This is a genomic window from Xanthobacter autotrophicus (genome assembly GCF_005871085.1).
Lineage (GTDB): Bacteria > Pseudomonadota > Alphaproteobacteria > Rhizobiales > Xanthobacteraceae > Xanthobacter > Xanthobacter autotrophicus.
The window spans coordinates 635,267-658,363 of record NZ_VAUP01000022.1; the positions used below are offsets into that span (position 1 = coordinate 635,267).

At 68.3% G+C, this 23,097-nt stretch carries 19 protein-coding genes; 3 read left to right on the forward strand and 16 right to left on the reverse strand.

The features are described 5' to 3' along the window. Positions 1 to 7: 7 nt before the first annotated feature. The 4 genes from FBQ73_RS11670 to FBQ73_RS11685 form a co-directional block, all read right to left on the reverse strand. Positions 8 to 1,972 (reverse strand): MacB family efflux pump subunit, encoded by a 1,965-nt coding sequence (locus FBQ73_RS11670; RefSeq protein ID WP_138399629.1) that lies wholly within the window; start codon positions 1,970 to 1,972, stop codon positions 8 to 10. A 2-nt stretch (positions 1,973 to 1,974) separates the two neighbouring features. Beyond that, a complete protein-coding gene (locus FBQ73_RS11675; RefSeq protein WP_138399630.1) occupies positions 1,975 to 3,273 on the reverse strand; it encodes an efflux RND transporter periplasmic adaptor subunit in 1,299 nt (432 codons plus the stop codon). Between the two features lie 16 nt (positions 3,274 to 3,289). After that, entirely contained in the window at positions 3,290 to 4,762 is a 1,473-nt protein-coding gene (locus tag FBQ73_RS11680; protein ID WP_138399631.1) for an efflux transporter outer membrane subunit, read from the reverse strand. A gap of 155 nt (positions 4,763 to 4,917) precedes the next feature. Further along, the gene (locus tag FBQ73_RS11685; protein WP_138399632.1) at positions 4,918 to 7,134 is read right to left on the reverse strand and encodes a sulfite reductase flavoprotein subunit alpha; all 2,217 of its coding nucleotides are present in this window, start codon (positions 7,132 to 7,134) and stop codon (positions 4,918 to 4,920) included. Positions 7,135 to 7,453: 319 nt separating this feature from the next. Here FBQ73_RS11685 and FBQ73_RS11690 point away from each other — a divergent pair, with 319 nt between their 5' ends. Next, positions 7,454 to 8,173 carry a response regulator gene (locus tag FBQ73_RS11690; protein ID WP_138399633.1) on the forward strand — a complete coding sequence of 240 codons (720 nt, stop codon included), beginning with the start codon at positions 7,454 to 7,456 and terminating at the stop codon, positions 8,171 to 8,173. Beyond that, positions 8,170 to 9,630: an ATP-binding protein gene (locus tag FBQ73_RS11695; RefSeq protein WP_138399634.1), complete on the forward strand. Its 1,461-nt coding sequence runs from the start codon at positions 8,170 to 8,172 to the stop codon at positions 9,628 to 9,630. The genes FBQ73_RS11690 and FBQ73_RS11695 overlap by 4 nt, the downstream gene beginning before the upstream one ends. A 35-nt stretch (positions 9,631 to 9,665) precedes the next feature. Here FBQ73_RS11695 and FBQ73_RS23515 read toward each other — a convergent pair whose 3' ends face one another. The 3 genes from FBQ73_RS23515 to FBQ73_RS11710 all read right to left on the reverse strand — a co-directional run bounded on the left by FBQ73_RS23515 (position 9,666) and on the right by FBQ73_RS11710 (position 13,046). Further along, complete coding sequence (locus FBQ73_RS23515; protein ID WP_170218847.1) at positions 9,666 to 9,929, reverse strand: helix-turn-helix domain-containing protein; 264 nt, start codon at positions 9,927 to 9,929, stop codon at positions 9,666 to 9,668. A 920-nt stretch (positions 9,930 to 10,849) separates the two neighbouring features. Beyond that, positions 10,850 to 11,449 (reverse strand): hypothetical protein, encoded by a 600-nt coding sequence (locus FBQ73_RS11705; protein ID WP_138399635.1) that lies wholly within the window; start codon positions 11,447 to 11,449, stop codon positions 10,850 to 10,852. 163 nt (positions 11,450 to 11,612) lie between these two features. Continuing rightward, the gene (locus FBQ73_RS11710) at positions 11,613 to 13,046 is read right to left on the reverse strand and encodes a DUF1254 domain-containing protein (protein WP_138399636.1); all 1,434 of its coding nucleotides are present in this window, start codon (positions 13,044 to 13,046) and stop codon (positions 11,613 to 11,615) included. A gap of 117 nt (positions 13,047 to 13,163) precedes the next feature. Between FBQ73_RS11710 and FBQ73_RS11715 the strand changes: the two genes are divergently transcribed. After that, positions 13,164 to 14,189, forward strand: a complete 1,026-nt coding sequence (locus FBQ73_RS11715) for a helix-turn-helix domain-containing protein (protein ID WP_138399637.1) — start codon at positions 13,164 to 13,166, stop codon at positions 14,187 to 14,189. An 82-nt stretch (positions 14,190 to 14,271) separates the two neighbouring features. Here FBQ73_RS11715 and FBQ73_RS11720 read toward each other — a convergent pair whose 3' ends face one another. The 9 genes from FBQ73_RS11720 to FBQ73_RS11760 form a co-directional block, all read right to left on the reverse strand. Next, positions 14,272 to 15,606, reverse strand: coding sequence for an LLM class flavin-dependent oxidoreductase (locus FBQ73_RS11720; protein WP_138399638.1), 1,335 nt, complete (start codon positions 15,604 to 15,606; stop codon positions 14,272 to 14,274). 16 nt (positions 15,607 to 15,622) lie between these two features. Continuing rightward, complete coding sequence (locus FBQ73_RS11725; RefSeq protein ID WP_138399639.1) at positions 15,623 to 16,405, reverse strand: class II aldolase/adducin family protein; 783 nt, start codon at positions 16,403 to 16,405, stop codon at positions 15,623 to 15,625. After that, positions 16,402 to 17,220 carry an ABC transporter ATP-binding protein gene (locus tag FBQ73_RS11730; protein ID WP_138399640.1) on the reverse strand — a complete coding sequence of 273 codons (819 nt, stop codon included), beginning with the start codon at positions 17,218 to 17,220 and terminating at the stop codon, positions 16,402 to 16,404. Before FBQ73_RS11730 ends, FBQ73_RS11725 begins: the two co-directional genes overlap by 4 nt. A gap of 8 nt (positions 17,221 to 17,228) precedes the next feature. Next, positions 17,229 to 18,116: an ABC transporter permease gene (locus FBQ73_RS11735; RefSeq protein WP_210236750.1), complete on the reverse strand. Its 888-nt coding sequence runs from the start codon at positions 18,114 to 18,116 to the stop codon at positions 17,229 to 17,231. Next, positions 18,113 to 19,120, reverse strand: a complete 1,008-nt coding sequence (locus FBQ73_RS11740; protein ID WP_170218848.1) for an ABC transporter substrate-binding protein — start codon at positions 19,118 to 19,120, stop codon at positions 18,113 to 18,115. The genes FBQ73_RS11735 and FBQ73_RS11740 overlap by 4 nt, the downstream gene beginning before the upstream one ends. A gap of 118 nt (positions 19,121 to 19,238) precedes the next feature. After that, positions 19,239 to 19,997 carry an ABC transporter ATP-binding protein gene (locus tag FBQ73_RS11745; protein WP_138399642.1) on the reverse strand — a complete coding sequence of 253 codons (759 nt, stop codon included), beginning with the start codon at positions 19,995 to 19,997 and terminating at the stop codon, positions 19,239 to 19,241. After that, entirely contained in the window at positions 19,990 to 20,835 is an 846-nt protein-coding gene (locus tag FBQ73_RS11750) for an ABC transporter permease (RefSeq protein WP_138399643.1), read from the reverse strand. Before FBQ73_RS11750 ends, FBQ73_RS11745 begins: the two co-directional genes overlap by 8 nt. Before the next feature lie 55 nt (positions 20,836 to 20,890). Beyond that, the gene (locus FBQ73_RS11755) at positions 20,891 to 21,859 is read right to left on the reverse strand and encodes an ABC transporter substrate-binding protein (RefSeq protein ID WP_138399644.1); all 969 of its coding nucleotides are present in this window, start codon (positions 21,857 to 21,859) and stop codon (positions 20,891 to 20,893) included. A 59-nt stretch (positions 21,860 to 21,918) separates the two neighbouring features. Further along, positions 21,919 to 22,881 carry a TauD/TfdA dioxygenase family protein gene (locus FBQ73_RS11760; RefSeq protein ID WP_138399645.1) on the reverse strand — a complete coding sequence of 321 codons (963 nt, stop codon included), beginning with the start codon at positions 22,879 to 22,881 and terminating at the stop codon, positions 21,919 to 21,921. Positions 22,882 to 23,097: the final 216 nt, after the last annotated feature.

Sequence of the window (23,097 nt, forward strand, 5' to 3'; positions counted from 1 at the left end):
CCCACGCTCAATCCCGCGCCAGGGCCGTCACTGGATCGAGCCGCGAGGCATTGCGCGCCGGCAGATAGCCAAAGCTGACGCCGATCAGGCTCGAGCAGAGCACCGCCGCGACGATGGAGGTCGCTGAATAGATGAGGGTGAAGTTCGATCCCATATAGGCGAAGACCACGCCGAATCCGAGCGCGAGGCCGATGCCTGCAACGCCGCCGACGAGGCAGACCAGCACGGCCTCGATGAGAAACTGATTGAGGATGTCGCTGCGCCGCGCGCCCACGGCCATGCGCACGCCGATTTCCCCGACCCGCTCCGACACCGACACCAGCATGATGTTCATCACCCCGATCCCGCCCACGATGAGCGAGATGATGGCGATGGAGGCGATCAGCACCGTCATGGTTTCGGTGGTCGCGGTGATGGTGTTCCGGATGTCATCGGTGTTGATGATAAAGAAATCCTTCGTGCCGTGGCGCTGGGTGAGGAAGCGCGTCACCTGCTGCTCGGCCACGTCCATGGGTGCGTCGTCGGCCACCTTCACGGTGATGGAGCGCAGCGAGCTTGAGCCCACGAAGCGCGTCTGCACCGTGGTGAACGGCAGGTAGATGGACAGGTTCTGGCTGGACCCGAAGCCCGACTGCTGCGGCGCGACCACCCCGACGACACGCACGAACACCTCGCCGAGCAGGATCACCTGGCCGAGGGGACTGCCGGGGAAGTCCTTGAACAGGGTGCGGCGCGTATTCTCGTCGATGACGGCGTCAAGGGCCCGGTCGCGCACGCTATCGGCATCGAAGAAGCGGCCCTGCGCGAGCTTTGCACCCTTGGCTTCGAAATACCCCTCGCCGACACCGTTGACGAGGGCGCTCGCCTCGATGGCGCCAAAGCGCACCGTGCTGGATTTCGACACGGTGGGCGTTACTGCGGCGACGTAGTGCTGCCGCGCGAGGGCATCCGCGTCGGCCACCACCAGCGTGGTAATGCGACCTGACCGGGTGTCGCCGAAACTGCGGCCGGCGAAGATCTCCAGCGTATTGGTGCCAAGATTGGAAATGTTGGCGAGCACCTTTTGCCGCGAGCCCTCGCCTAGCGCCACCACGCACACCACCGAGGCGATGCCGATGATGATGCCGAGCATGGTCAGGAAGGTTCGCAGCCGGTGGGCGTTCATGGCGAGCAGCGCCATCACGAACGCCTCGCCGAGCCGGTCGACGTAGGCGCGCCAGCCGGCGAGCTGCCCTGTCGGCGTCCGCGGGCTGGGCCCCTGGCCGGAGAGCCGCGCCTGCGCGGCACCGCCGGGGCGGTCGGCGACGATCTCGCCGTCGCGGATCTCGATGATCCGCCGGGCGCGTTCGGCCACCTTCATGTCGTGGGTGACGATGATGATCGTACGCCCTTCGGCGTTGAGTTCGTCGAGGATGCGCAGCACCTCCGCGCCGCTGCGCGAATCCAGCGCGCCGGTGGGCTCGTCCGCGAGGATCACGTCGGCGCCGTTCATCAGGGCACGGGCGATGGAGACGCGCTGCTGCTGGCCGCCGGACAGCTGGCCCGGCCGATGCTCCGCGCGGTCGGCCATGCCGAGGCGGGCAAGGATCGCCTCGGCGCGGGTCCGGCGCGCCTCCGCGCTCGCGCCGGCGTAGACGGCGGGGATCTCCACATTGCCGAGCGCCGTCAGCTCGCCCAAAAGGTGATAGCGCTGGAAGATGAAGCCGAAATGCTCACGGCGCAGCGCCGCCAGCTCATCCGGTTCGAGGGCGGACATTTCCTTGCCGCCCACGCGGTAGCTGCCCGAGGTGGGGCGATCCAGGCACCCCAGTATGTTCATGAGCGTCGACTTGCCCGAGCCGGATGCGCCCACGATGGCCACGATCTCGCCGCGCCGGATCTCGAGGTCGATGCCTTTGAGCGCCGCGATGGTGCCCTCGCCGGAGGGATATTCGCGCCACACCTGCTTCAGCTGGATGAGGGGCGCGTCCATGCTCACAGCCCCCCCATGGGCGGCGGCGGCCCGCCCGGTCGGCGTTGCTGCTGCTGAGCGCCGCCCGCCCCCGCCAAAGCCTCGCCGGTCACTACCTTCTCGCCCTCCACCAGGCCCGAGCGGATCTCCGCGGTGATTTTGTCGTTGAGGCCCACCTCGACGCGCCGGCGTTCCACCGTCCCGTCGGGCTTGAGGACGCGCACATGGTAGCCGCGCCCGGCGCGCGTCAGTGCGGTCGAAGGCACGGTGAGCACACCCGCCGCGCGGCCGAGCACGATATGCACCTCCGCCGTCATGTAGGTCCGAAGCCGCCCCTTGGGGTTCGGCACGTCGAACACGCCGATGTAATAGATGGCGGACGAGGTGGAGCTCGAGGACGACGAGGATGTGCTTGTCGAGGTGGCGAAGCTGCTGTCGCTCTTGATGGATTCGGAGGCGGGTTCGATGAATTCGAGCTTGGCCTCGTGCCGGTCCTCCGGCGCGCCGACCACGGTGAACCATAGCGGCATGCCGGGCGCAACCTTCACGATGTCGGCCTCCGAAATCTCGGCGCGCACCGTCATCACGTCCAACTGGCCGAGGATGACGATGGTGGGCGCCGACTGGGAGGCGTTCACCGTCTGCCCCTCCTGAGCAACCAGGGCGAGCACGGTGCCGTCGATGGGGGCGGTGATGCGGGTATAGCCGAGGTTAGCCCGGGCAGTATCCACAGCGATCTGGCCCCCGACGATCTGAGCCTCCAAGGCCGCGAGCTGGGCGCGGGTCACCTTCACGGCTGCGTCGGCCACCTCGAAATCCGCCTGCGAGACGGCCTTCTGGGCCACCATGGTCTTCTGGCGCGCGAGGGTTTGCTCGTTCAGGACGAGGGTCGCCTCCTTCTCCGCCCGCTGGGCGCGCATGTTGGCGAGGGAGGCCTCCGCCGTGCGCAGCGCATTTTCCTGGGTCACGGCGTCGATCTGCGCGATCAGTTCGCCCTTCTCGACCTTCTGCCCCAGCTTGACCTTGAGCGAGAGGATGCGGCCCGACGCCTGCGAGCCCACGGCCACCAGGCGCGACGGCTTGAGCGTGCCGCTCGCCAGCACGGTTTCCTCCACCATGCCGGTGGTGACCGGGGCGATCATGAGGCCGGAGCCGGGCGCCGGGGCGGTGTAGCGGGTGTAGCCATAGGCGCCCGCACCGAGGAGGACCGCCAGCAGCCCCCATTGCCACAGCCGTCGGCGCGGCCGCGAACGCGCCGCGGTGGCCTTGGTCGCGTCTCGCGGGGGGATGCGGGTCTCGTCGAGGGGAGGCAGGGCGTTCATGATTTGGCACGTCCCGTCATTGGTTCGCCAGGGGCTTGAGGCGGGCGAAATGCGGGCCGGTGTATCCGTCCACCACCTCCCGGGCGGAGGTGTCGACCATCCCGTCCCAGCCGCCGCCGAGGGCCTTGTTGAGGGCTATGTAGTATCTGGCCGTCGCCACCCGGCTCTGGATGAGCTGGGTCTCGGCCGAATAGAGCGAGCGCTCCGCCGTCAGCACGTCGAGGAAACTCGACGACCCGTTCTCGTAGAGCGAACGGGAGAGCCGCGCCGCCTCACCATAGGCGGCCGCGGACACGGCAAGCTTGGCGGTCTTCAGGCGCTGCTGGGCGAGCGAGACGGAGGCGTTTTCCACCTCCTCCAGCGCGGTCAGCACCGACGCCTTATAGGCGAGGAAGGCCCCGTCGCGCGCAGCCTCGGTCCCATCCACGGCCGCCTTCAATTGCCCGCCGGTGAAGATCGGCACAGTGAGCGAGGGGCCGAACGCCCAGCTGATGGAGGAGGCGCGGCCGAGGTCCCCGAGCTGGGTGCCGGTCGCATTGATGTTGCCGGTCAGGCTGATGGCGGGATAGCGGTTCGCCTCGGCCTGTCCGATGAGGGCGGTGGACTGGCCAAGCCGGCGCTCGGTGGCGCGCACGTCCGGCCGGCTGGCCAGCACGTCGGCGGGAATGCCGCGCGGCACCGGCAGGCGCGGCGCGGGAACCTTCCGCACGGCCGCCATGCGTCGAGCGAGGGCGCCCGGCGGCTGGCCGGTGAGGACGGAGAGGCGGTGCACGCTCGTGGCCAGCGCCGCCTCAAGCTCGGGAATGTTCGCCTCGGTGCTCGCCACCTGGCCGGAAGCGTTGGCTACGTCCAAGGCGGAGACGGCACCAGCATCGAGCCTGCGCCGGGTGAGCGCCTCCGTCTCCCGCTGCGAGGCGGCGGTGCGGCGAGCGAGTGCGATTTGCGCCTGATAACCGCGGGCATCCGCATAATTGGACGCCACATCTCCCACCAAGGTCAAAAGGACAGCGTCGAGATCGTCCACGGAGGCATCGACGCCGAAGGCCGCCGCCTCCACGCCACGGCGATTGGCGCCGAACAGGTCGATTTCCCAGCCGGCGTCGAGCCCCGCCTGGTATTGGCCGTAACCGCTGTCGACGGTGAGATCACCGTCGGAGCCGACCCGCCCGCCGGTGTCGCCCCGCGTGCCAGAGGCGTTGCCGGTGACCTGCGGAAACAGCCCGCCCACCTGCTGGCGATAGCTTGCGCGGGCCGCCCTGACGTTGGCTTTGGCGGTGGCGACATCGAGGTTGCCAGCGACCGCCTCATCCATCAGGGCGTCGAGCACGGGATCGCCCATCCGCCGCCACCACGCCTTGAGGTCGGGCGTCGGCGCTACCCGGGCCTGGGGCGCCGCCCCCCAGTGTCCGGGCAGGGCCAGATCGGGAGTCTCGTATTCCGGCCCCACGGCGCAGGCCGCGACGCACAGTGCGAGCAGGCCCCCGAGCATGGCTTTGAACGCGCGGGCTCCGGGCCATCCCCTGCCGGGAGGCGAGGAAGCCGACGCATCGCGATCCGGTATGGGGACTCCAACGGGACGCACGCACGTCCCGCCACCCTCTCCCGGATCGGGGCGGGGCGGGAATGCCTCATGAAGAGCTGGCATCAGTCGAACGTGTCCATGCGAACGCGGCCCTCGGCGAGCCACCGGCTGACCTCGCTCCGCGCGGCGTCAGGCTTCAGCCCGCCCTGGGTGACGAGGATGTCGGCGATGGCCTCCTCGACCCCGCGTGCCATGGCGCGACGGCCGCAGATATAGACGACAGCTTTCTTCTCCGCGAGCCAGTCGAACACCGCCGCCGCATTCTCCATGAGCCGCGCCTGAACGCGGGCACCATCATCGGGGTCGCGGGAGAAGGCCGTGTCCATGCGGGTGAGTGTGCCGTCGCGCAGGGCGGCCTCGAACAGCTCGCGCCACAGGAAGTCGCCGTCGCGGTGCCGGTTGCCGAAGATGAGCCAGGCCGGCCCCGCCCGTCCGGACGCGCGGCGCTCGGTGATGAAGCCGGGAAAGGGTGCGATGCCGGAACCCGCGCCGATCATGATGATCGGCCATGCGGGATCCAACGGCGGATTGAAGGCGGGATGCGGATCGAGCCGCGCCTCGATGGTCGCGCCGTCGAGAGCCTCGCGCACCAGATAGCCGGAGACGCGGCCCATGCGGGGCGTCCCATCCGCCCCGTTCCAGGCGTGGAGCCGGACGGTGAGGTCGATGTGCCCGGGATCGACCAGGCTCGAACTGCCCACGGAATAGGAGCGCGGCGCCTCCCCGTCGCTGGGGGACAGGCGCACGAGGTCGCCCGGGCGGAAGGCCAGGTCATCGGCCCCTTTGAGCATGATGCGCCACGTCTCCAGCGTATCCCCGCGCGCCGGATCGTCCAGGCGCTGGCGCGCGGCGACCGTGAGCGCAACCGGCGCGCTGACGGGCGGCAGCTGGGGGACCTCACACGTCAGACCGAGTTCGGCGCGCAACCCATCGATCCACGAGACCCATGTGGCGGCCGGATCGCCGTCGGCCTCCCACATGGGCACGGCTTCGGCGGCGCCGGCGGAGAGCAGCGCCGAACGCAGCTTCTGCCCGCCGCCGCAGAAATGGGTGTAGGTGCGGTCGCCCAGGGCCAGCACCGCGAACCGGACGCCCTTGAGGCTGCCCGGCTTCAGGGCCTTCGCGACCGCCCGGGCCCCGTCCGGGATCTCGCCCTCGCCGGTAGTGGAGGCGATGAGCAGAACAAGGCGGAAGCGGGCGAGATCCTTGGGCTTCATCGCGCCGATGGGGGCGATTGCCGCCTTTTCGCCTGCGGCGATAAGGCCCTCATGGGTGGCTGTCGCGAGGCGCGCGGCCCGCCCGGTCTGGCTCGCATGGGCGACCAGGATGTCGGCGCCGGGCGCCAGTGTCTTGGCGCGGTCGCGTCTCCAGCGACGGAACCAGGACAGGAAGCCGGTTACGGTGAGCCCCAGAAGAGCGAGGGAAATGACGAAGTTGAGGGTGCCCGACCAGGCCCCGCCCCAGGTTCCCTCGTGAATCTGCTTGACGAGGTTCGGACCGCCGACCAGCGGTGTCACCCCGGCGTCGGTGACGACGAAGGAGCCACCCTTGGTTCCCGCCCCATCTCCGGCGATCTGCACCATCACCGAGCCGCCCCGGAACCGGCGCACCGCCGCAAGCCGGGTCGTATCGAGGTCGCGGGAAGCAATGGTGACGGCTTCGCTGATGCTCACCGGCCGCTTGGCGCGGGGAAGCTCAGGACGCGGCCCCACCCCGATGCCGAGCGTCAGCATGACCGCCGTGACCGGGGACGTCAGGGTGAGCGGCAGCAGACACCAGCCGACGGCCGTGTGCCAGCCCATGAGCGTATTGCGGAACCTGAGCCAGGCCATGAACGGCCCCGCCACCATGATCGCAAGCATGAGAAAGCTCGCCACCTCGACTACGAGGCCGAAGCCCAGCAGAAGCGTCTTGTGCAGCCCTTCCGCGGTGCGGAAAATATCGATGCTGCCCGCCGGTGCCGGCGTGTGCTGGCCGGTGGCGATCTCCCAGCGGCCTCCCAGTTCCGGGTTCTGGGACATCACGGAGACGGAACGTCCGCCGTCGACGATGCTCACTGCCCCGAACTGGCCCCGCGCTTCCAATTGGCCGAGGAGCGCCTTGAAGGCCACGACATCAAGGCTCGATCCGGGGCGCGCCACGGGCGGCCCGCTGTTCACAATGGGCCGGAATGACAGGATCGCGCCAGTGACGATGATGACAAGGAAAATGGGGGCGAGGATGAGGCCGATCCAGCGATGAAGGAAGATCAACGCGGACCGGACGGTGGCGAACGACATGACAAACTCCGATGGGCGGATTGGCACATGCGGGGCTGGACGGCACTCGGCCTGTCTGGCGGCAGGTTCCTTCGTGCCCCCTTATGAACCGACGGAGTTCCCGGAGTTTGTCTCAGCGCAGCAGGTTGGTAATCGTTCGTCTCTCCTCTGCGGAGTTGACACATTTCGATACAATTTCATGGTAGCAAGCGCGGGTTCGCTCCGCTCAAGTCGCTCGGGCGATGCAGCGCATCCGGGCTTCCCGGCAGCACGGGCCCGGTCAAATGTCGCAGCCCGGCGAAGCTGGTTGATATCTGGAACGCGTTGAAATCTGGACCGCATGGAACGCACGCCGCACATCCTCGTTGTCGACGATCACCGCGAGATCCGCGAACTGCTCGCGAAATACCTGTCCCGCAACGGATTCAGGGTCAGCGTCGCTAGCGGCGGCGCGGACATGCGCCAGCAGATGCGCACCGGCACCTTCGATCTCGTGGTGCTCGACATCATGATGCCCGGCGACGACGGGCTCACCCTATGCCGGCAGTTGCGGCAGTCGAGCGACATTCCCGTCGTCCTGCTCACAGCGGCGGCGGAAGAGACCGACCGGATCGTCGGGATCGAGCTCGGCGCCGACGATTATGTCACCAAGCCCTTCAACCCGCGGGAGCTGCTCGCGCGCATCCGCGCCATCCTGCGTCGAGCGCAGGGGCCGGCGCGCGCGCAGCAGGACGGACCGCGCCGCTATCGCTTCGACCGGTGGCAGCTTGATCCCGACCGCCGGGTGCTGCTTGACGAGCACGGCACCGAGGTCCGCCTCGGCAGCGCCGAGTTCCGCCTTCTAGCCGCCCTGGTGACCCGGCCGTCCGTCGTGCTCACGCGCGACCAGCTTCTCGACATCACGGCGGGTCGCCCGGCGCAGGTTTTCGATCGCAGCATCGACAATCTGGTCAGCCGGCTCCGGCGTCGGATCGAGCGTGATCCCCAGCATCCCGAACTCATCAAGACCGTGTGGGGCGACGGCTACGTCTTCGCCGCGCCGGTCGAGGTGGACACGTGAACCGCCTCGCGCGCATCGTCTGGCCGCGCAGCCTCGCCGGTCGGCTTGTGCTCCTCCTCGTGGCGACGCTCGCCATCGCGCAGTTGCTGCTGATCACGGTGCTGCAGACCCAGAACGACAGCTTCATCGCCGGCATTGTCCGCGGCCAGGCGCTCAGCCAGACGGTAACGCTCGTCCGCCTGATCGAGACCATGGGACCGGAGGATGTGGACCGGCTCACCAGCGCCTTCGCATCTCGGGGATTCTGTGCGTGGGTCTCCGCCACCCCACCCGACCCCCGCACCATGACGCGGGCCGAGGAAAGACTTGCGAACCTGTTGTCACGACGCCTCCACGGGGTCGCGAGCGGCCGTCCCGACGTGCATATCGATACCGAAGGCACCACCTGGGACCGCAGCTGCCCGGAGCGCACCGGCGACGATGCCCCCTGGCTCCGGCGCCAGACCGGTGCCCCGTCGGCCACGCCGCAGGAGCAGCGTCCGGGCTTCGGCGCGGTCGCCCTGAGCGTGCCGCTTTCGGATCAGCGCTGGCTGCACCTGAACGCGCTGGTGAGCTTGCCCGGCATCTGGAACCCCGCCACCCTGCTCTCGTTCCTGATCTCCTCCCTCGCCGTGTCCTGCGTGACCGTCGCCTGCGTGCGGCTGCAGACCAGCTCGCTGCGCTCCCTTGCCGATGCGTCCGAGCGGCTGGGTCGAGGCGAGACCGTGCCGGCTCTGGATCTGCGCGGACCGGCGGAAGTGGTGGCGGCGACACTCGCCTTCAATACCATGCAGCAACGGCTCAGCCAGTTCATGCACGACCGCATGCGGCTGCTGGCAGCCATCAGCCATGACCTGCGCACCCCCTTGACGACGCTTCGGCTGAAGGCCGAATTCGTGGATGATCAGGACGTGCGAGCCGACATCGTCGCCACCATCGACGAGTTGGTGGCCATCTGCGAGGCGACCCTCGCCTTTACCCGCGCCGAGGCCACCAGCGAGGACACGCAGACCGTCGATCTCGATGCCTTGTGTGCGGACGTGGTGGAGGAATTCGCCAGTGTCGGCGCCGATGCGCAAATGATCGCCGCCGGCTCTCCTGTTCTGCTGCCCTGCCGCCCCGTCGCCCTGAGGCGCGCCCTGCGCAACCTCGTGGACAATGGCGTCCGTTATGGACACAGCGCCCGGGTTTCGGTCCTGCGACCATCGCCCGGCACCGTGACAGTCCGGGTCGAGGATGCAGGGCCAGGATTACCCGAGGACCTGCTCGAGGAGGCCTTCAAGCCGTTCGTGCGCCTGGAGCCGTCGCGCAGCACCGAGACCGGTGGCATGGGATTGGGCCTCGCCATCGCGCGCAGTATCGTCAAGGCGCACGGCGGGGAGTTGACGCTCGCGAACCATCCCGAGGGCGGCCTGAAAGCCGAGATCGTCCTGCCCACCGCAGGATCGACGCCCGGCTCAGATGAGCCACGAAGGTGAACCGCAGGTCCGCCCTGTTCGCCTTCGGAATACAATTATAATCGGGCACCGGGCGACGGCATCCCATGGGCATCGTCTGGAGCGGCCAGCCCGGGAGAGGCACGCCCGGACGTCTTCAGCTGTCGGAACTTCGATGGGGAGCACTGCATCCATCGACCGAACGCGCGGGTGAAATTGGCGTGTTCCTCATACCCCAAGCCGGCGGCAATATCGGCGATGCGCATGTCGGTCTCGACGAGGAGATGAAGGGCCCGCTTGCGGCGCACGATTTCAAGGATTTCCCTGTAAAAATAGCCCACCGGCGGGGGATGAACGCTGCGGGCGCGTCGTGGCGCCCTGCTCAGCCCTTCTGCTCCACCCGATCACGTGTCGGAGGACTGCATCACCCGGCGGCGTGTCGAGCGGAGGCGGCGACTGGCGATGGGGGAACCGACAGGTCGAGAGGGCCTGACGGCTGGGGTGGAGTCCCGGAATCCGGCGGCCGCCGCAGTGTCGCCGACGGAGTCTCACTAAAGAGCTGGCGATAGGTGGCGGCGAACCAGCCCAGTTCCCAGAACCGGTGGTCCATCGCAATAGAGGTCACGGCGGGCGAGATGCATGCGGCGAAGCCAGAGACGGCAATTCGGCCCGATGCCGAAATGGTCGTGGAATGCGCGACGCAGCGTGCGCTCGGGCACCCCAAGCGCAACGCAGGGATCGACGAGATACAGCGGCCGGGCGACATGATGGTCCTAAGGACGGATGAGTTCGTCGACGGCGGCGATTGCGTTGTGGTGTTTGGCGAGACGTCCGGCACCTACCGCGCCACAGCCCGGTCATTTCGCAGCCATTTTGCCCATGAATGGCGTCTGCGTGACAGTCGCCTGACCCTGTGGCGGGGATATGTCGACCCCGCATGGCGCAGGCGGCGACGCAGGGTTGAGCGCAAGCATCGGACGGCTAGGACTGAGCCTGAAAACACCGCCGCTCGCCGGATGGGGCTCAGGATGGCGCGCCGCTGGCGCTTCGCCGCTCGCCCTAACGGCGCGGGTGAGCTGGCTCGGAAGCCCCACCATATCGATCTGGGCATGGACTTGGTGGTCAGCCCACGCTGCGAGCTACAACCATCGCCGGGAAGCGCTCCACTCCCCCGCCGTGCGGATGGAGTGGAGCGGGAAGCCCGCGGGCTCCGACACCGGACGAGAACGCGCCTCGGAAAGCTTCGTCGGCGCGCGCTGTGTCATTGCACGGCGTTGATGGCCAGGCCTTCCACATAAGTGAACTTAACCGTGGTCCCGGGCTGCAACGCCTGCAGGTCCACCAGGACGGTGGCGTTGGCCGCCTTCAGGGTCCGCAGATAGCCGTCCGGCCCGGGGAAGCTCACGGTGCCGGCGGCCGGATCGACCGACACGACCGGAGCGGCGATAGAGACCTCGCGCAGGCCGAAGCCCTCGGGAAGGCCGGGAAGTCCTTCATTCACCACGACTTCGTTCAGCACCTCGGTAGGCTGGCCCTTGCCGACTTTGCCGATCGCCGTGACCACGCCAGGCAGCTTGCGGATCACCAGGTTCTGCCCCACGCGGAACGAGCTGAGGTCGCCGACCAGGGGCGGCGCGATCACGGCCCAGCGCTCTCCCGACGGCACTTCCAGAACCACGCGACGGGTAGCAGGGTCCGCGGAGACGAACTGCGCCTTGTAGGTCAGGATCGTGGCGCTGCCGAGCCCGGCCACGGTGACCACTTCCACCGATGCGGGCTTCGGCACGGACTGAGCCGATGCCGGCGCGGCGGCAGCAAGACAGGCCGCGATGGCCACGAGATGGAGTTTGCGAAGGGTCATGAACATCATCTTTCTGATTGAACGGAAACGTTGCCAGGGCAGATCGGGGACAGTTGATCACGGCGCGCAGGAAAAGATCGGGCTCCGCGCAGGCTCGCGTGCCCTGCCGTGCGTTTAGGTCTCGCTGTTCCTTGAGATCGAGAGCCGAGCGTCGGGCCTTGTATCACGAAGCGGTTGTGACCGGCGGGATCTTCCAGCTGCCGTCGAGGATGGACGGGCTCTTGGGGTTCGGCCAGTACATGCGCAGCATGAGCACGAACTTGCCCGCCGGTGCCGGCAGCCAATTCGATTCCTTGTCCGCGCCCGGAGAAGCGTTCTGGATGTAGAGGTCGACAGAGCCGTCGGCGTTCTTCTTCAGGTCCTGGCGCTGGCTGATTGAATAGCGATTGATCGGATTGGCGACGAAGAAATAATTTTCGTCGTACATGGTCAGGGACCAGAAGCCCTTGACCGGCGGCAGCTGGCCCTTCGGGAAGTGCATCACATATTTGTTGGCGCCATCATACTTGCGCGCCAGGAGGCCCCCGCCGGACTTTGGTGAGGTGGGATAGACAGCGTCCTCTGGCCGGTTCGCACCGAGCCCAATCGCCGCGATCAGCGCCCGCTGGATGTAGTCCGTGCCATAGAGGCCGGTCTTGGTGGTGAAGCGCCAGCCGTTGACGTTGCTGATGTCCGGCCCGGTCACGAAATGCAGCATGATACGGTCGAAGCTGAACTTCGGCACACGGTTGAGCACTGCCGGATCGGCGGCGGCCGGGTTGAAATCCTTGCCGGGGACCACACCGATCTGCGCCAACTTGGGCAGGATGGGCGCGTCGGCGGCACTGGGCGGATTGGTCTTTAGCAGGTCCGCGAGCACGCGGAAAAAGTCGATGCCGCTCAAAGCGTTGACCTGTTCTCGCACGGCCGTCTTCATGTCGATCGCCGGATCCACCGTTCCCGCCGGGGGTGTGAACGGCTTGCCCCAGGCGCTGAGGGGAGAGATGGTGCAGGCATCCTGCAACGCGTGCACGGCAGCGTAATCCTCCGGCGTGCCGGTGCAATAGATGCGACCGAGGAGCCAGACCAGTGCCGTGGACGACTTGTATTCGACCACGCCGGCGGGCAGCGTGCCCTTCCAGCCGGGCCCGGTAATAGCGTAGGTCTGCGCGCCCGTCCCCGTGGTGCGCGTTCCGGGAACCTGGAACACGTTGGTCCAGCCGTCGAGCATGGGGAACAGGAAATAGCGTCCCTTCATGTCAGGCAGGCTGAGGATCCAGGGCTCCTTACCCACGTCGATCCACGCGGTGGTATAAAGCGTGTCGGCGTTGGGGGCAGTCACGTCGCGGAAGCTCGAATCGGGATAGGAGCGCATGCGCACGAACTGCCCCATGGGCGCGCGGCTTGCTTCCGGGGTAGCGACATTCGTCATCACCCGGCGGGTGATCTCCATGGTCACCAGCGGATAGCCGTAGATATAGGCTTCCGATGCGGAGCGCAGGTCCTCGACATCGGCCGCCAGTTCGTGGACGAGGCCCTCAGCAACGGCCGGCGCGAGACCGGAGCCGGCGCCCAGAATTCCAAGCCCCAGCGAGACTGCACGTCGCGATACCTTCATCCCCATTCCCCCGATCAGCCAACGTTCCAGCGCCCTGGCAAATGGCCCTTCCTGCGGCGCGCGGGGATGTTATAGAAGCCGTACAGGATCAGTTTATCTTCTCACGACAAGGCACGGATGGGGATGCAAAAGGACCGCGCGCCCTTGCAGCGGGTGGCCGGGCTATCGGGAGTACCGGCCCTGTTGCGCGAACTCGGTGCCGATCCCCACGATGCCTGCGCGGGTCTTTCGTTCCGGCCCGAGGATCTTGTGCCTGACGGCCTCATCGCCTTTGACGAAGCGCTCCAGCTTCTCGCGAATTGCCAGCGGGTGAGCGGCGAGGCGCATTTCGGCCTGATGCTGGGCGCGCGGTTCGATCATCTGTCTCTCGGTCCGATCGGCCAGCTGATGCAGGTAAGCCCGAACCTAGGGGACGCCATCCGCCACTATACCCATGTCCAGATCGGACTGTCCCGCGGCGCGGCCGTCTATTCGTATCGCCTCGGGGAAGATGCCACCCTCGGCTACGGCATCTATGCCCGCCATCAACCGGGCGCCAAGCACGCCTATGACTTCGCCATGGCAATGGCGGTCAACATCATCCGGTCTCTGACGGGCAACAAGGCGAACATCGCCGAGGTTCTGATCTGCCACCGCCCGCCTGCCGATCCCACATTATTTGAAACCGTTTTGAAGGCGAAGGTCCGGTTCGACCAATTCCAGTCCTGCGTGGTTTTCGCCCGCACAGACCTGAAGCTGGCCAACCCGCAGGCGAACGCCAGCCGCTACGACGCCTTGTTGGCGCAGCTCGCCGCGATGATGAGCATCGACGCGGCCGATCCGGCCGCGATGCTGCTCCATCGGATGAAGCCTCTCCTCATGCAGGACGCCTGTTCGCTCGACACCGTCGCGCGACGGTTGAACCTGCATCCGCGCACCCTGAACCGGCGCCTGCTCTCGACCGGATCATCTTTCGTCGCGATCCGCGATGAAGTGCGCTTTCGCGTCGCCCAGGAACTGCTCGCGCTCACCGATCTGCCGGTCGGTGACATCGCATCGGCCCTGTCCTTTTCAGCCCACAGCAATTTCGGACGCGCCTTTCGACGGTGGGCCGGCGTGACGCCAACGGCGTGGCGTTCAAGCATCATGGCGGCGGCGGGCTGAAACTCCACCGCGCGGAAGTCTCCCACTTTTGAAGCTCCCGTGTTTTGGCAGTCTATTACCGGTCGCAGGAGACGGGAACACGCTACAGAGAGTTCAAGGGGGTCGCGTATCGGCTCTGGGGCCGGGGAAGGCCGAGCCGGTCGCGCAGCGTTCCGGGCGCATAGGCGGTCTTGTAGAGCCCCCGCGCCTGGAGGATAGGCACCACCCCCTCCACGAAATCCTCAAGGCCGCCCGGCAGATAGGGCACCATGACGTTGAAGCCGTCGGCCGCGCCCTCGAGGAACCAGCGCTCCAGCGTATCGGCCACCTGCACCGGGCTGCCCACCACCACCCGATGGCCGCGCCCGGCGGCGACGATCCGCGCCAGCTCGCGCACGGTGAGATTCTCGGTCCGCGCAAGGCCGGCGAGAAGCGCGGTGCGGCTCTTCATGGCGTCCGAGGGTCCAAGGTCGGGCAAGGGCTCGTCCAGCGGCAGGCCGGAAACGTCGTGCCCGAGGAAGAAGGACAGCAGCGGCAGCGCATGCTCCATGTCCACGAGGCTCTGCAACTCATCGAATTTCGCCCGCGCCTCCGCCTCCGTGGCGCCGATGATGGGCAGCACCCCGGGGAAGACCAGCACGCGCCCGCCGTCGCGTCCCGTCTGCGCCGCCCGGAGCTTGATGCCGCGATAGAAGGCCTGTGCCTCGGCAAGGTCGTTCTGGGCGCTGAAGACGATATCGGCCGCCTGCGCCGCCAGCGCCTGCCCGTCGTCCGAGGCTCCGGCCAGCACCAGCAGCGGATGGCCCTGCGGCGGCCGGGCAAGGGAGAGCGGGCCACGGACGGAAAAGTGCGGACCCTCGTGGTCGAGATAGTGCAGCTTGGCCTTGTCGAAATAGACCCCGCTCGCCTTGTCGCGCACGAAGGCGTCGTCGTCCCAGCTGTCCCACAGACCCTTGGCCACGTCGATGAACTCGGCGGCCCGCGCATAGCGCAGGGCGTGGGGCAGATGGCCGGCGCGACCGAAGCTCGCGGCCACCTCCGCCGAGAGGGTGGTGACGATGTTCCACGCCGCCCGCCCGTTGCTCAGGTGGTCGAGGGAGGCGATCTGGCGGGCGAGGTTGAACGGCTCGTTGTAGGTGGTGGAGGCGGTGGCCACGAGGCCGATGTCCGCCGTCACCGCGGCGAGGGCGCTGAGCAGCGTCAGCGGCTCCAGCCGCGCCGCCGCCGAGGGCGAGGCCCCGCGCGACGAGGTGGGCGTGTCCGGCAGAAAGAACAGGTCGAACAGGCCGCGCTCGGCGATCAGCGCGGTCTCTCGCATGAGGCCGAAATCCTCGCCGCCGGAGCGCGCCTGCGGGTGGCGCCAGCCGGCGAGGTGATAGCCCGCATGGAGCACGAACAGGCCCAGCCTGATCTGCCTCCTGCCCTCCTCGTGGTCCATGGGTGCGGTCCTTTTGCTATTGGCGATAGGAGGTGTCGACGGCGTCCAGCTCGCGCACGAACGCCGCCCAGTTGCGGGTGGTGTAGCTGCCGCCGGAGGCGCGCGCGTAGGTCTCCGACGCCTGCCTCAGCGCGGCTTCGTCCGGCACCACCAGGGGCACGCCGCCGGCGAGGGCGGCGATCTGGATGGCGCAGGCGCGTTCGAGGAAATAGAGCTCCTGCAGCGCCTCGCCCACGCTGCGCCCCGCGGCCAGGAGGCCGTGGTTGCGCAGGATCATCACGCGCCTGTCGCCGAGATCACGCACCAGACGCTGCTGCTCGTCGAGGTTCAGGGCGAAGCCCTCAAAGGCGTGATAGGCGATGCGCCCGTAATAGCGGGCGGCATGCTGCGAGATCATCAACAGCCCATCGCGCTGGGCGGAGACTGCGGCCCCGGCGGTGGTGTGGGTGTGGAGCACGGCCTTCAGGTCCGGCCGGGCCGCGTGGACCGCGCTGTGGATGACATAGCCGGCCGGGTTGTGGCCACGGCCGGTGATGTCCAGCAGCAGGTTGCCGGCGAGGTCCACCTTCACCAGGTTGGACGCCGTCACCTCCGGAAAGGTGAGGCCGTAGGCGTTGATAAGGAAGTGCTCCTCCTTGCCAGGCACGCGGGCGGAGAAGTGAGTGTAGATGTGGTCGGTCCACCCCCACAGGGCGGCGAGCCGGTAGCAGGCGGCAAGATCGAGACGGGCCTGCCATTCCTCCGCGCTCACCTGGTCGCGGACGGACGGGGTCCTCAGGGCTTCGACGCCAGCGGTCATGGGATGGCCTCCTCGGGCGCAGGATCGGTGGGGACGGCGAACGGTGCGCCGGTGTCCACGTGGAGCGCCTCGAACAGGCGCGCCTTGATGGCGTTGAAGGCCGGCGAGACGCGGTCGCGTGGGCGCGGCAAGGGGTTCTCCACCACGGTGCGGATGCGGCCGGGATCGGCCTCCAACACCACGATGCGGTCGGAGAGGTAGGCGGCTTCCTCGATGTCGTGGCTGACCAGGATCATGGTGATGCCGGTGCGCTGCCACAGCCGCTCCAGTTCCAGCTGGAGCGCAAGGCGATTGAAGGCATCCAGGGCGCTGAACGGCTCGTCGAGCAGCAGCAGGCGCGGCTGCCCGGCGAGGGTCCGGGCGATGGAGGCGCGCTGCGCCATGCCGCCCGACAGCTGGCTTGGGAACAGGTCGGCCGCATGGGCGAGACCCACCCGCTCCAGCAACTCGCGGACAAGGGCGTCGACCGCTGCCGGCGCAAGGCCGCAGTGGAAGGCCCCGAGCGCCACGTTCTGGCGCACGGTGAGCCAGGGGAACAGCCGGTGTTCCTGGAACAGCATGCCTCGTGACAGGTCCGGGCCGCGGATCGGCGCTTCACCGACGCGGATGGAACCGGAATAGTCGCGGTCGAGCCCGGCCACGAGGCGCAGGATGGTGGACTTGCCGCAGCCCGAGGGGCCGATGAGCGTGATGAAGGCGCCGGCCTCCACCTCAAGGTCGATGCCGCGCAGCACCGGCCGGGGCCCGGCCTTGCCCGCATAGTCCTTGTCCAGCCGGCTGATGAGGAGTGGCAACCCGCGCGACGCGCGATCCATGGCCGGCCTCACACCTGCGCCGTGCGACGCCAGCGCATCAGGTGATGCTCCAGCTGGGCGAGCACGCCATATTCGAGCACGCCCATCACCGCGGCGAAGCCGAGGGTCCAGGCGATAACGCCGGCCACGTTCTGGGCGCCGAACTCACTATTGAGCTGGTAGCCGATGCCGCTCGACAGACCGAACAGCTCCACCAGCACCACCACCTTCCACGCCAGCGACAGGCCGAGCCGTGCGCCGCCCAGCAGCGCGGGCATCAGACTCGGCAGCCACAGGCAGGCGAGGCGCTTGCGCAGCGGCAGGCGCAGCATGGCGGCCACCTCCAGAAGTTCGGCATCCACCGCGCGCACGCCCTGCAGGATGTTGAGCAGCAGCGCCGGGGCGATGGAGAGCGCCACCGCCACCGCCGCACCGGTGAGCCCGATGCCGAACCAGATGACGCACAGGAGCGCCCACACCAGCCCCGGCACGGTGAGCCCGACAATGATGGCCGGCTCCAGGAAATGCGCCACCGTCTTCTGCCGGCCCATGGCGATGCCGGCGGCCACCGCGACGGCGAAGGCGATGGTGAAGCCCGCCCCCACCCGCAGCAACGTCACCGCCATCTCGCCGAAGAAGTGCCCGCCCCTGAAGATGCGCGCCAGCTCCTTGCCGATCTCCGGCAGGTGCGGCACGAGCGGAGAATGGAGCGCCACCGCCATGGCCTCCCATGCGCTGGCCACGAGGCCGAGCAGCAGCAGGGGCAGGGCCACCGGCGCGACCACGGACGCAACATGGCTCGCGGCGCGCCGCCAATTTGCGGGGTGGGACAGGGTCCCGGCGCGGGAAGGCACGGCACGCGGCGCCTCGGCCGCGCCGGGCGGCGCGAGGCCACCGGAGGAAACCTCCATGCTCATGATACGCCCGGCAGCACGGTGTAGAGCGGCTGGGTCGGGCGGGAGTCCAGCGTGCCGTACTTCAGCGCCAGGTCGATCTGCTGGCCGATATTGTCGAAGACGGCCTGGTTCCACTCCACCGGGGTCACGCGGGCGATGCGCTCGGGCAGGAGCGCGATGGCGTCTGTCTCCTCCTCGCGCAGGCCGAGGGCGGTGTAGAGCTCGGGCCGCTTGAGGATGGAGGGATCCTTGCGCAGCACGCGGTTGATGTGGAGGTAGGCCTTCGCCACCTTGGCGGCGACCTCCGGATTGGCGTCGATCCACGACCTGCGCGCCGCCCAGCCCACCAGGAACAGCGGCTCCTTGTTGCCGGTGGCGGCGTTCCACAGGTCCTCCACGCGGGCGATCTCCCGCGCGCCGCGCGCTATGAGGCGGGTGGAGTTGGGCTCGATGGCGAGGATGGCGTCCACGTCGCCGCGCTCGAACAGGGCAAGGCTGGCGAGGCCGGGACTGTGGCTCACCTGGAAGTCCTTGCGCAGGTTCAGGCCATAAAGGGCGGCCGCCACCTCCGCCTGGCGGAAGGTGTCGGTGTTCACCGGCACGGTGGCGATGCGCTTGCCCTTCAGGTCCTCCAGCTTGCGGGCCGGGCTACCGGCGGGGACGATGAAGCTGCCATGGTTGAGGCTGAGCGGGGCGAACAGGGTCACGTCCGCGCCCTTCAGCTGGGCTTCCGCCACGCCGAGCGCGCCGTAGCCACCCACGTTCAGCGCGCCCGAGAGCAGTTGCACCTGCATCTGGCCCGGCGCGGTGCCAACCCAGGAGATGTCGAGCCCCGACAGGTCCACGAGGTCGGAGGCCATGAGGGCGGGATAGATGGCGGAAGTGCTGCCCTTGTTCGGCGCCATCAGCTTGATGGGGAAGGGCTTTGCCGCCTCGGCCCGGGCGCGGCCGGAGAGCGCGGCGAGCCCGAACGTGGCGAAGCCGGCCGTGAGGAGGGTGCGCCGTCGCAGGCCATCGCGGGGCATGGGCATTGGTCCTCGGCTGTGGGCGCGGCAGCCGTCCGGCTCCGGCCGCGGTGGTCCGCCCGGCCGGGAGGTCCGGCCGGTTCGTTTCATGGGGAATGCGCGGGCCGGCGAGGCCGCGTCAGGCCTCGCCGAGGGCGTGCAGCACCTGTCGGTGGATGGCGAACAAGGCCGGGTCCTCCGGGTCGCGCGGGTGCGGCAGGTCGATGTCCATCACGGCGGCAAAGCGGCCGGGATGGCCGTTGAGCACAAAGATGCGGTCGGCGAGCAGGGCCGCCTCCAGCATGTTGTGCGTCACCAGAACTCCTGTGGGCCGCGGGCCGTCCGCCTCGCCCCACAGGCTCTGCAGCAGCAGGCGCAGGCGGCGGGCGGTCAGCTCGTCGAGTGCGCTGAAGGGCTCGTCCAGCAGCAGGATATCCGGGTCCACGGCGAAGGCGCGCGCGATGGCCACGCGCTGGCGCTGGCCGCCGGAGAGAAACTGCGGATAGGCGCCGGCGTGGTCCACAAGGCCCACCTTGCGCAAAAGGGCGCGCACCATCTCGCGGGCGTCGCCACGCGGCCGGCTGCCCTCGCGCTCGAAGGCGAGGGCGATATTCTCCTCCGCCGTCAGCCAGTCCACCAGGCGCGGCTGCTGGAACACCATGGCGAGGCGGCTGTCGCGAGCCCGTCCGTCGAAGCGGATGGCGCCTGCGTCCGGCGCGTCGAGCCCGGCGATGAGGTTGAGCAGGGTGGACTTGCCGCAGCCCGACGGACCCACGAGCGCCACCAGTTGGCCGGCCTCGACCCGCATGTCGAGACCATCGAAGATCACTGCCGGGCGCCGCCCGCCGCGCGGGGCATAGGCCTTGCCCAGCCCTTCTATAACGATGTCGCTACTCATAGGCCGACTTCTTCCAGTGGCTGGCGTTCTTCTCGATCGGCCGGAACACGAGGTACTCCACCGCCATCATCGCGAGCCAGAAAGCGAGGGTCCAGGCGATCACGCCCTCGACGCTCTGCAGGCTGAACTGGGAGTTCAGCTGGTAGCCCACCCCGTTCGACATGCCGAAGATCTCCACCAGCACGATGACCTTCCAGGCGATGGAGAAGCCCACCCGCGCCCCCGAAATGGTGGAGGCGTAGAGCAGGGGAATCCAGATCCGCCGCAGCACGGTGGTGCGCTTCAACCGGAACACGCGCGTCATCTCTACGATGTCGGCGGAGAGCGAGCGCACGCCCTGCTGCACCGTGATGACCATGGAGGGCAGCACACCCAGCGCCACCGCGATCACCGGGGACACGATGCTCACCCCGAACCAGATCACGCACAGCAGCGCCCATACCAGTCCGGGCACGGTGAGGCCGAGAATGACCCCGGGCTCGAAGAAGCGCTCCGCCTTGCGTGACACCGCCGAGGCGATGCCGATGGGAAACGCCAGCACCACCGCGAGCAGGAAGCCGAGCCCCATGCGGTAGAAGGTGACCCAGATCTCCCGGAACGCCTTGCCGCTCTCGCCGATGACGAGGAATTCGCGCAGGATGGCGGAGAGGTCCGGCACCAGCGGCGAGTGCAGCCACAGGGCCATCGCCTCCCAAGAGGCGGCGAGCAGCACGAAGGAGGCGATGAAGGGCAGCGCCTCGCCGGCGGCGGAGCGCACCGCCGGAACCCAGCGGGTAGCGGGGCGCTCCACCCGCACACGGGCACGGGCTGCGGCATCGGCTTTGTCCACGACTGACATCGTTCCTCTTTCACGCATGCCGGACGGGGCGAGCCGAAGCCGGCCCCTCCCGTCTTCAGACCTTGACGTAGATCTTGCCGGCGGGGGCCTGCTTCAGCAGGCCGAGCTTGACCGCCACCTCGATCTGCTTGTCGATGACCTTGAACACCTCTTCGTCCCACGCCGTGGCGTAGGATTCCCGCGCCCGGCCGGGCAGCAGGGCAAGGGCCTCGGTCTCATCCGGCTTGATGCCGATCTCGCGGGCCACGTCCACCAGCAGCCGCGGGTTCTCGCGGATGGCCGAATTCACCGTCACGAACAGCTTGGAAACCTTCGCCGCGGTCTCCCGGTTGGCGTCGAGCCACGGGCGGCTCGCGGCGAGGCCGACGAGGATGGGCGCGCCCTTGAGGCCCGTGCCGCGCTCCCATTCGTCCGCCACCCGGGCGAGGTCGCGGGCGCCACGGGCGACGAGGCGCGTGGCGGTGGGCTCGAGGGTGAGGATGGCCTCCACGTCGCCGCGCTCGAACAGGGCGAGGTTCGCGAGAGGTGAGCCGAACACGATCTTGAGGTCGTTGAAGTCAAGGCCGGCAAGGGAGGCGGCGATCTTGGCCTGCTGGTAGGTCTCGCTGGTCTCGGGGGTGGAGGCCACCGTCTTGCCGGCGAGGTCCTTGGGAGTCTTGAAGGGGCTGTCGCCGCGCACCACCCAGCGGGTGTTGTTGTCCAGCGCCGGGCCGAACAGCACGATGTCGCTGCCCTTGTTGATGATGGTGCTGAGCCCCACAGAGCCATAGACGCCCACGTCCAGCGCCCCGGCGGCGAGCTGGGTCTGCATCTTGCCGGGATCGGCGACGATCCATTCCAGATTCAGCCCCAGCGTTTCGGCGATGCCAAGCCGCGACACCAGCGGCTGCCACACCGAGCCGGCGCTCCCGGGGGAAGGCAAGGTGATGCGCACCGGCGCGGCGGCAGCGGATACCCGCCCCGCCGGCAGCAGCGCGGCAGACGCGGCGCCCGCGAGCAGCTTCAGGCTTTCTCTTCTGTTCATCTTCACGTCTCCGCCCGGGTCCGGGCACTCGGGGGCTGGCGGCGGCCTGTCGCGCGGGTTTACTGGACGATGGCGCGATGGAGCACGCGCAGGCCGTCGCCGTAATCGGCGACACCGCGATGCTGGACCACGCGGTTGTCCCAGATCACCGCAGCGCCTTCCTGCCAGGCGACGCGGGTCTGCACGTCCGGAGACTTGACGTAGTCGAACAGGATCTGGAGCAGATGATCGCTCACCGTGCGGGGAACGCCCAGGATGCGTTGGGTGTACAGCTCGCTGACGAAGATCTGCTTGCGGCCGGTGTCCGGATGCACGCGGATCACCGGCGCCTCGATGGGCGGATACTTGGCGCGCTGGGCGGCGAGGGCACCGGGGTCCTGGTAGGCGAGGGTCAAGAAGCCCTGCGTCTCCACGTCATGCACCGCGGTCAAGGTTTCGAGGTAGCGCGCGAAGTCGGGGTCCAGCAGGTCGTAGGCGGCGGTGGCATTGGCGAAAAGTGTGTCGCCGCCGGTGGGCGGCGCGGCCTTGCCGAACAGGGCGGTGAAGCGCGGCGGCTCGGGCACGAACGCCTGGTCGATGTGCCAGATCAGGTTCATGCGCGTCTTCTTCACCGAGGAATCGATGGTGTTGACGCTGGTGTCCCCGGCCGGCGGCGGGGTGTAGGGCGTGCCGGCATAGCGGGCCTTGCCGAACAGGCTGACGAGGCGGCCGAAATCCTCGGCTCGCACGATGCCCGGCGCGAAGAACAGGAAGCCGTAGCGCACCAGGCGGTCGTGGAGAAACTGAGCGAGCGCCGCATCGTGCTCCGGTGTGGAGGCGCCGAAGTCGAGGCCGCGCACATGGGCGCCAACCACCGGCGAATAGGGCTCGACCACCACGGTGTCGAGGGCTTCCCGCTCGCCCCGGTAATCGGCAATGGACAGGATCTTGGCCTGGGCACTGTCGAGCCGCTCCTCGGGGATGTGCAGAACCCGTGCGGTCTGGATGTCGGACCCAGCGGAAGCTTGCGGCAGAGCACTCATGTGTCGCTCCAAAACGGCGTTCGATTTTTGTTGCGCTTCGGAGCATGCGCGGCCAGGCCGCCGGCCCGAAGGTCGGCAGGCCCGCCGGCGCGGGATCGGCGAAATGGCGGTTGAGCCAGGACGCGGGTCCCATGCTTCCAAGGCGGTGCCGAGGGCGCCCCGAGGGGCGCAGCGCCAGCACAGCTCGACGCTACTCACTTAAAATTCTAAGTTCAA

What these genes read in the sequence shown, in the direction of transcription:
- FBQ73_RS11670 (WP_138399629.1), bottom strand. Translation starts at nt 1,972, where the DNA reads ATGGACGCGCCCCTCATCCAGCTGAAGCAGGTGTGGCGCGAATATCCC.
- FBQ73_RS11675 (WP_138399630.1), bottom strand. Translation starts at nt 3,273, where the DNA reads ATGAACGCCCTGCCTCCCCTCGACGAGACCCGCATCCCCCCGCGAGAC.
- FBQ73_RS11680 (WP_138399631.1), bottom strand. Translation starts at nt 4,762, where the DNA reads ATGCTCGGGGGCCTGCTCGCACTGTGCGTCGCGGCCTGCGCCGTGGGG.
- FBQ73_RS11685 (WP_138399632.1), bottom strand. Translation starts at nt 7,134, where the DNA reads ATGTCGTTCGCCACCGTCCGGTCCGCGTTGATCTTCCTTCATCGCTGG.
- FBQ73_RS11690 (WP_138399633.1), top strand. Translation starts at nt 7,454, where the DNA reads ATGGAACGCACGCCGCACATCCTCGTTGTCGACGATCACCGCGAGATC.
- FBQ73_RS11705 (WP_138399635.1), bottom strand. Translation starts at nt 11,449, where the DNA reads ATGACCCTTCGCAAACTCCATCTCGTGGCCATCGCGGCCTGTCTTGCT.
- FBQ73_RS11710 (WP_138399636.1), bottom strand. Translation starts at nt 13,046, where the DNA reads ATGAAGGTATCGCGACGTGCAGTCTCGCTGGGGCTTGGAATTCTGGGC.
- FBQ73_RS11715 (WP_138399637.1), top strand. Translation starts at nt 13,164, where the DNA reads ATGGGGATGCAAAAGGACCGCGCGCCCTTGCAGCGGGTGGCCGGGCTA.
- FBQ73_RS11720 (WP_138399638.1), bottom strand. Translation starts at nt 15,606, where the DNA reads ATGGACCACGAGGAGGGCAGGAGGCAGATCAGGCTGGGCCTGTTCGTG.
- FBQ73_RS11725 (WP_138399639.1), bottom strand. Translation starts at nt 16,405, where the DNA reads ATGACCGCTGGCGTCGAAGCCCTGAGGACCCCGTCCGTCCGCGACCAG.
- FBQ73_RS11730 (WP_138399640.1), bottom strand. Translation starts at nt 17,220, where the DNA reads ATGGATCGCGCGTCGCGCGGGTTGCCACTCCTCATCAGCCGGCTGGAC.
- FBQ73_RS11735 (WP_210236750.1), bottom strand. Translation starts at nt 18,116, where the DNA reads ATGAGCATGGAGGTTTCCTCCGGTGGCCTCGCGCCGCCCGGCGCGGCC.
- FBQ73_RS11740 (WP_170218848.1), bottom strand. Translation starts at nt 19,120, where the DNA reads ATGCCCCGCGATGGCCTGCGACGGCGCACCCTCCTCACGGCCGGCTTC.
- FBQ73_RS11745 (WP_138399642.1), bottom strand. Translation starts at nt 19,997, where the DNA reads ATGAGTAGCGACATCGTTATAGAAGGGCTGGGCAAGGCCTATGCCCCG.
- FBQ73_RS11750 (WP_138399643.1), bottom strand. Translation starts at nt 20,835, where the DNA reads ATGTCAGTCGTGGACAAAGCCGATGCCGCAGCCCGTGCCCGTGTGCGG.
- FBQ73_RS11755 (WP_138399644.1), bottom strand. Translation starts at nt 21,859, where the DNA reads ATGAACAGAAGAGAAAGCCTGAAGCTGCTCGCGGGCGCCGCGTCTGCC.
- FBQ73_RS11760 (WP_138399645.1), bottom strand. Translation starts at nt 22,881, where the DNA reads ATGAGTGCTCTGCCGCAAGCTTCCGCTGGGTCCGACATCCAGACCGCA.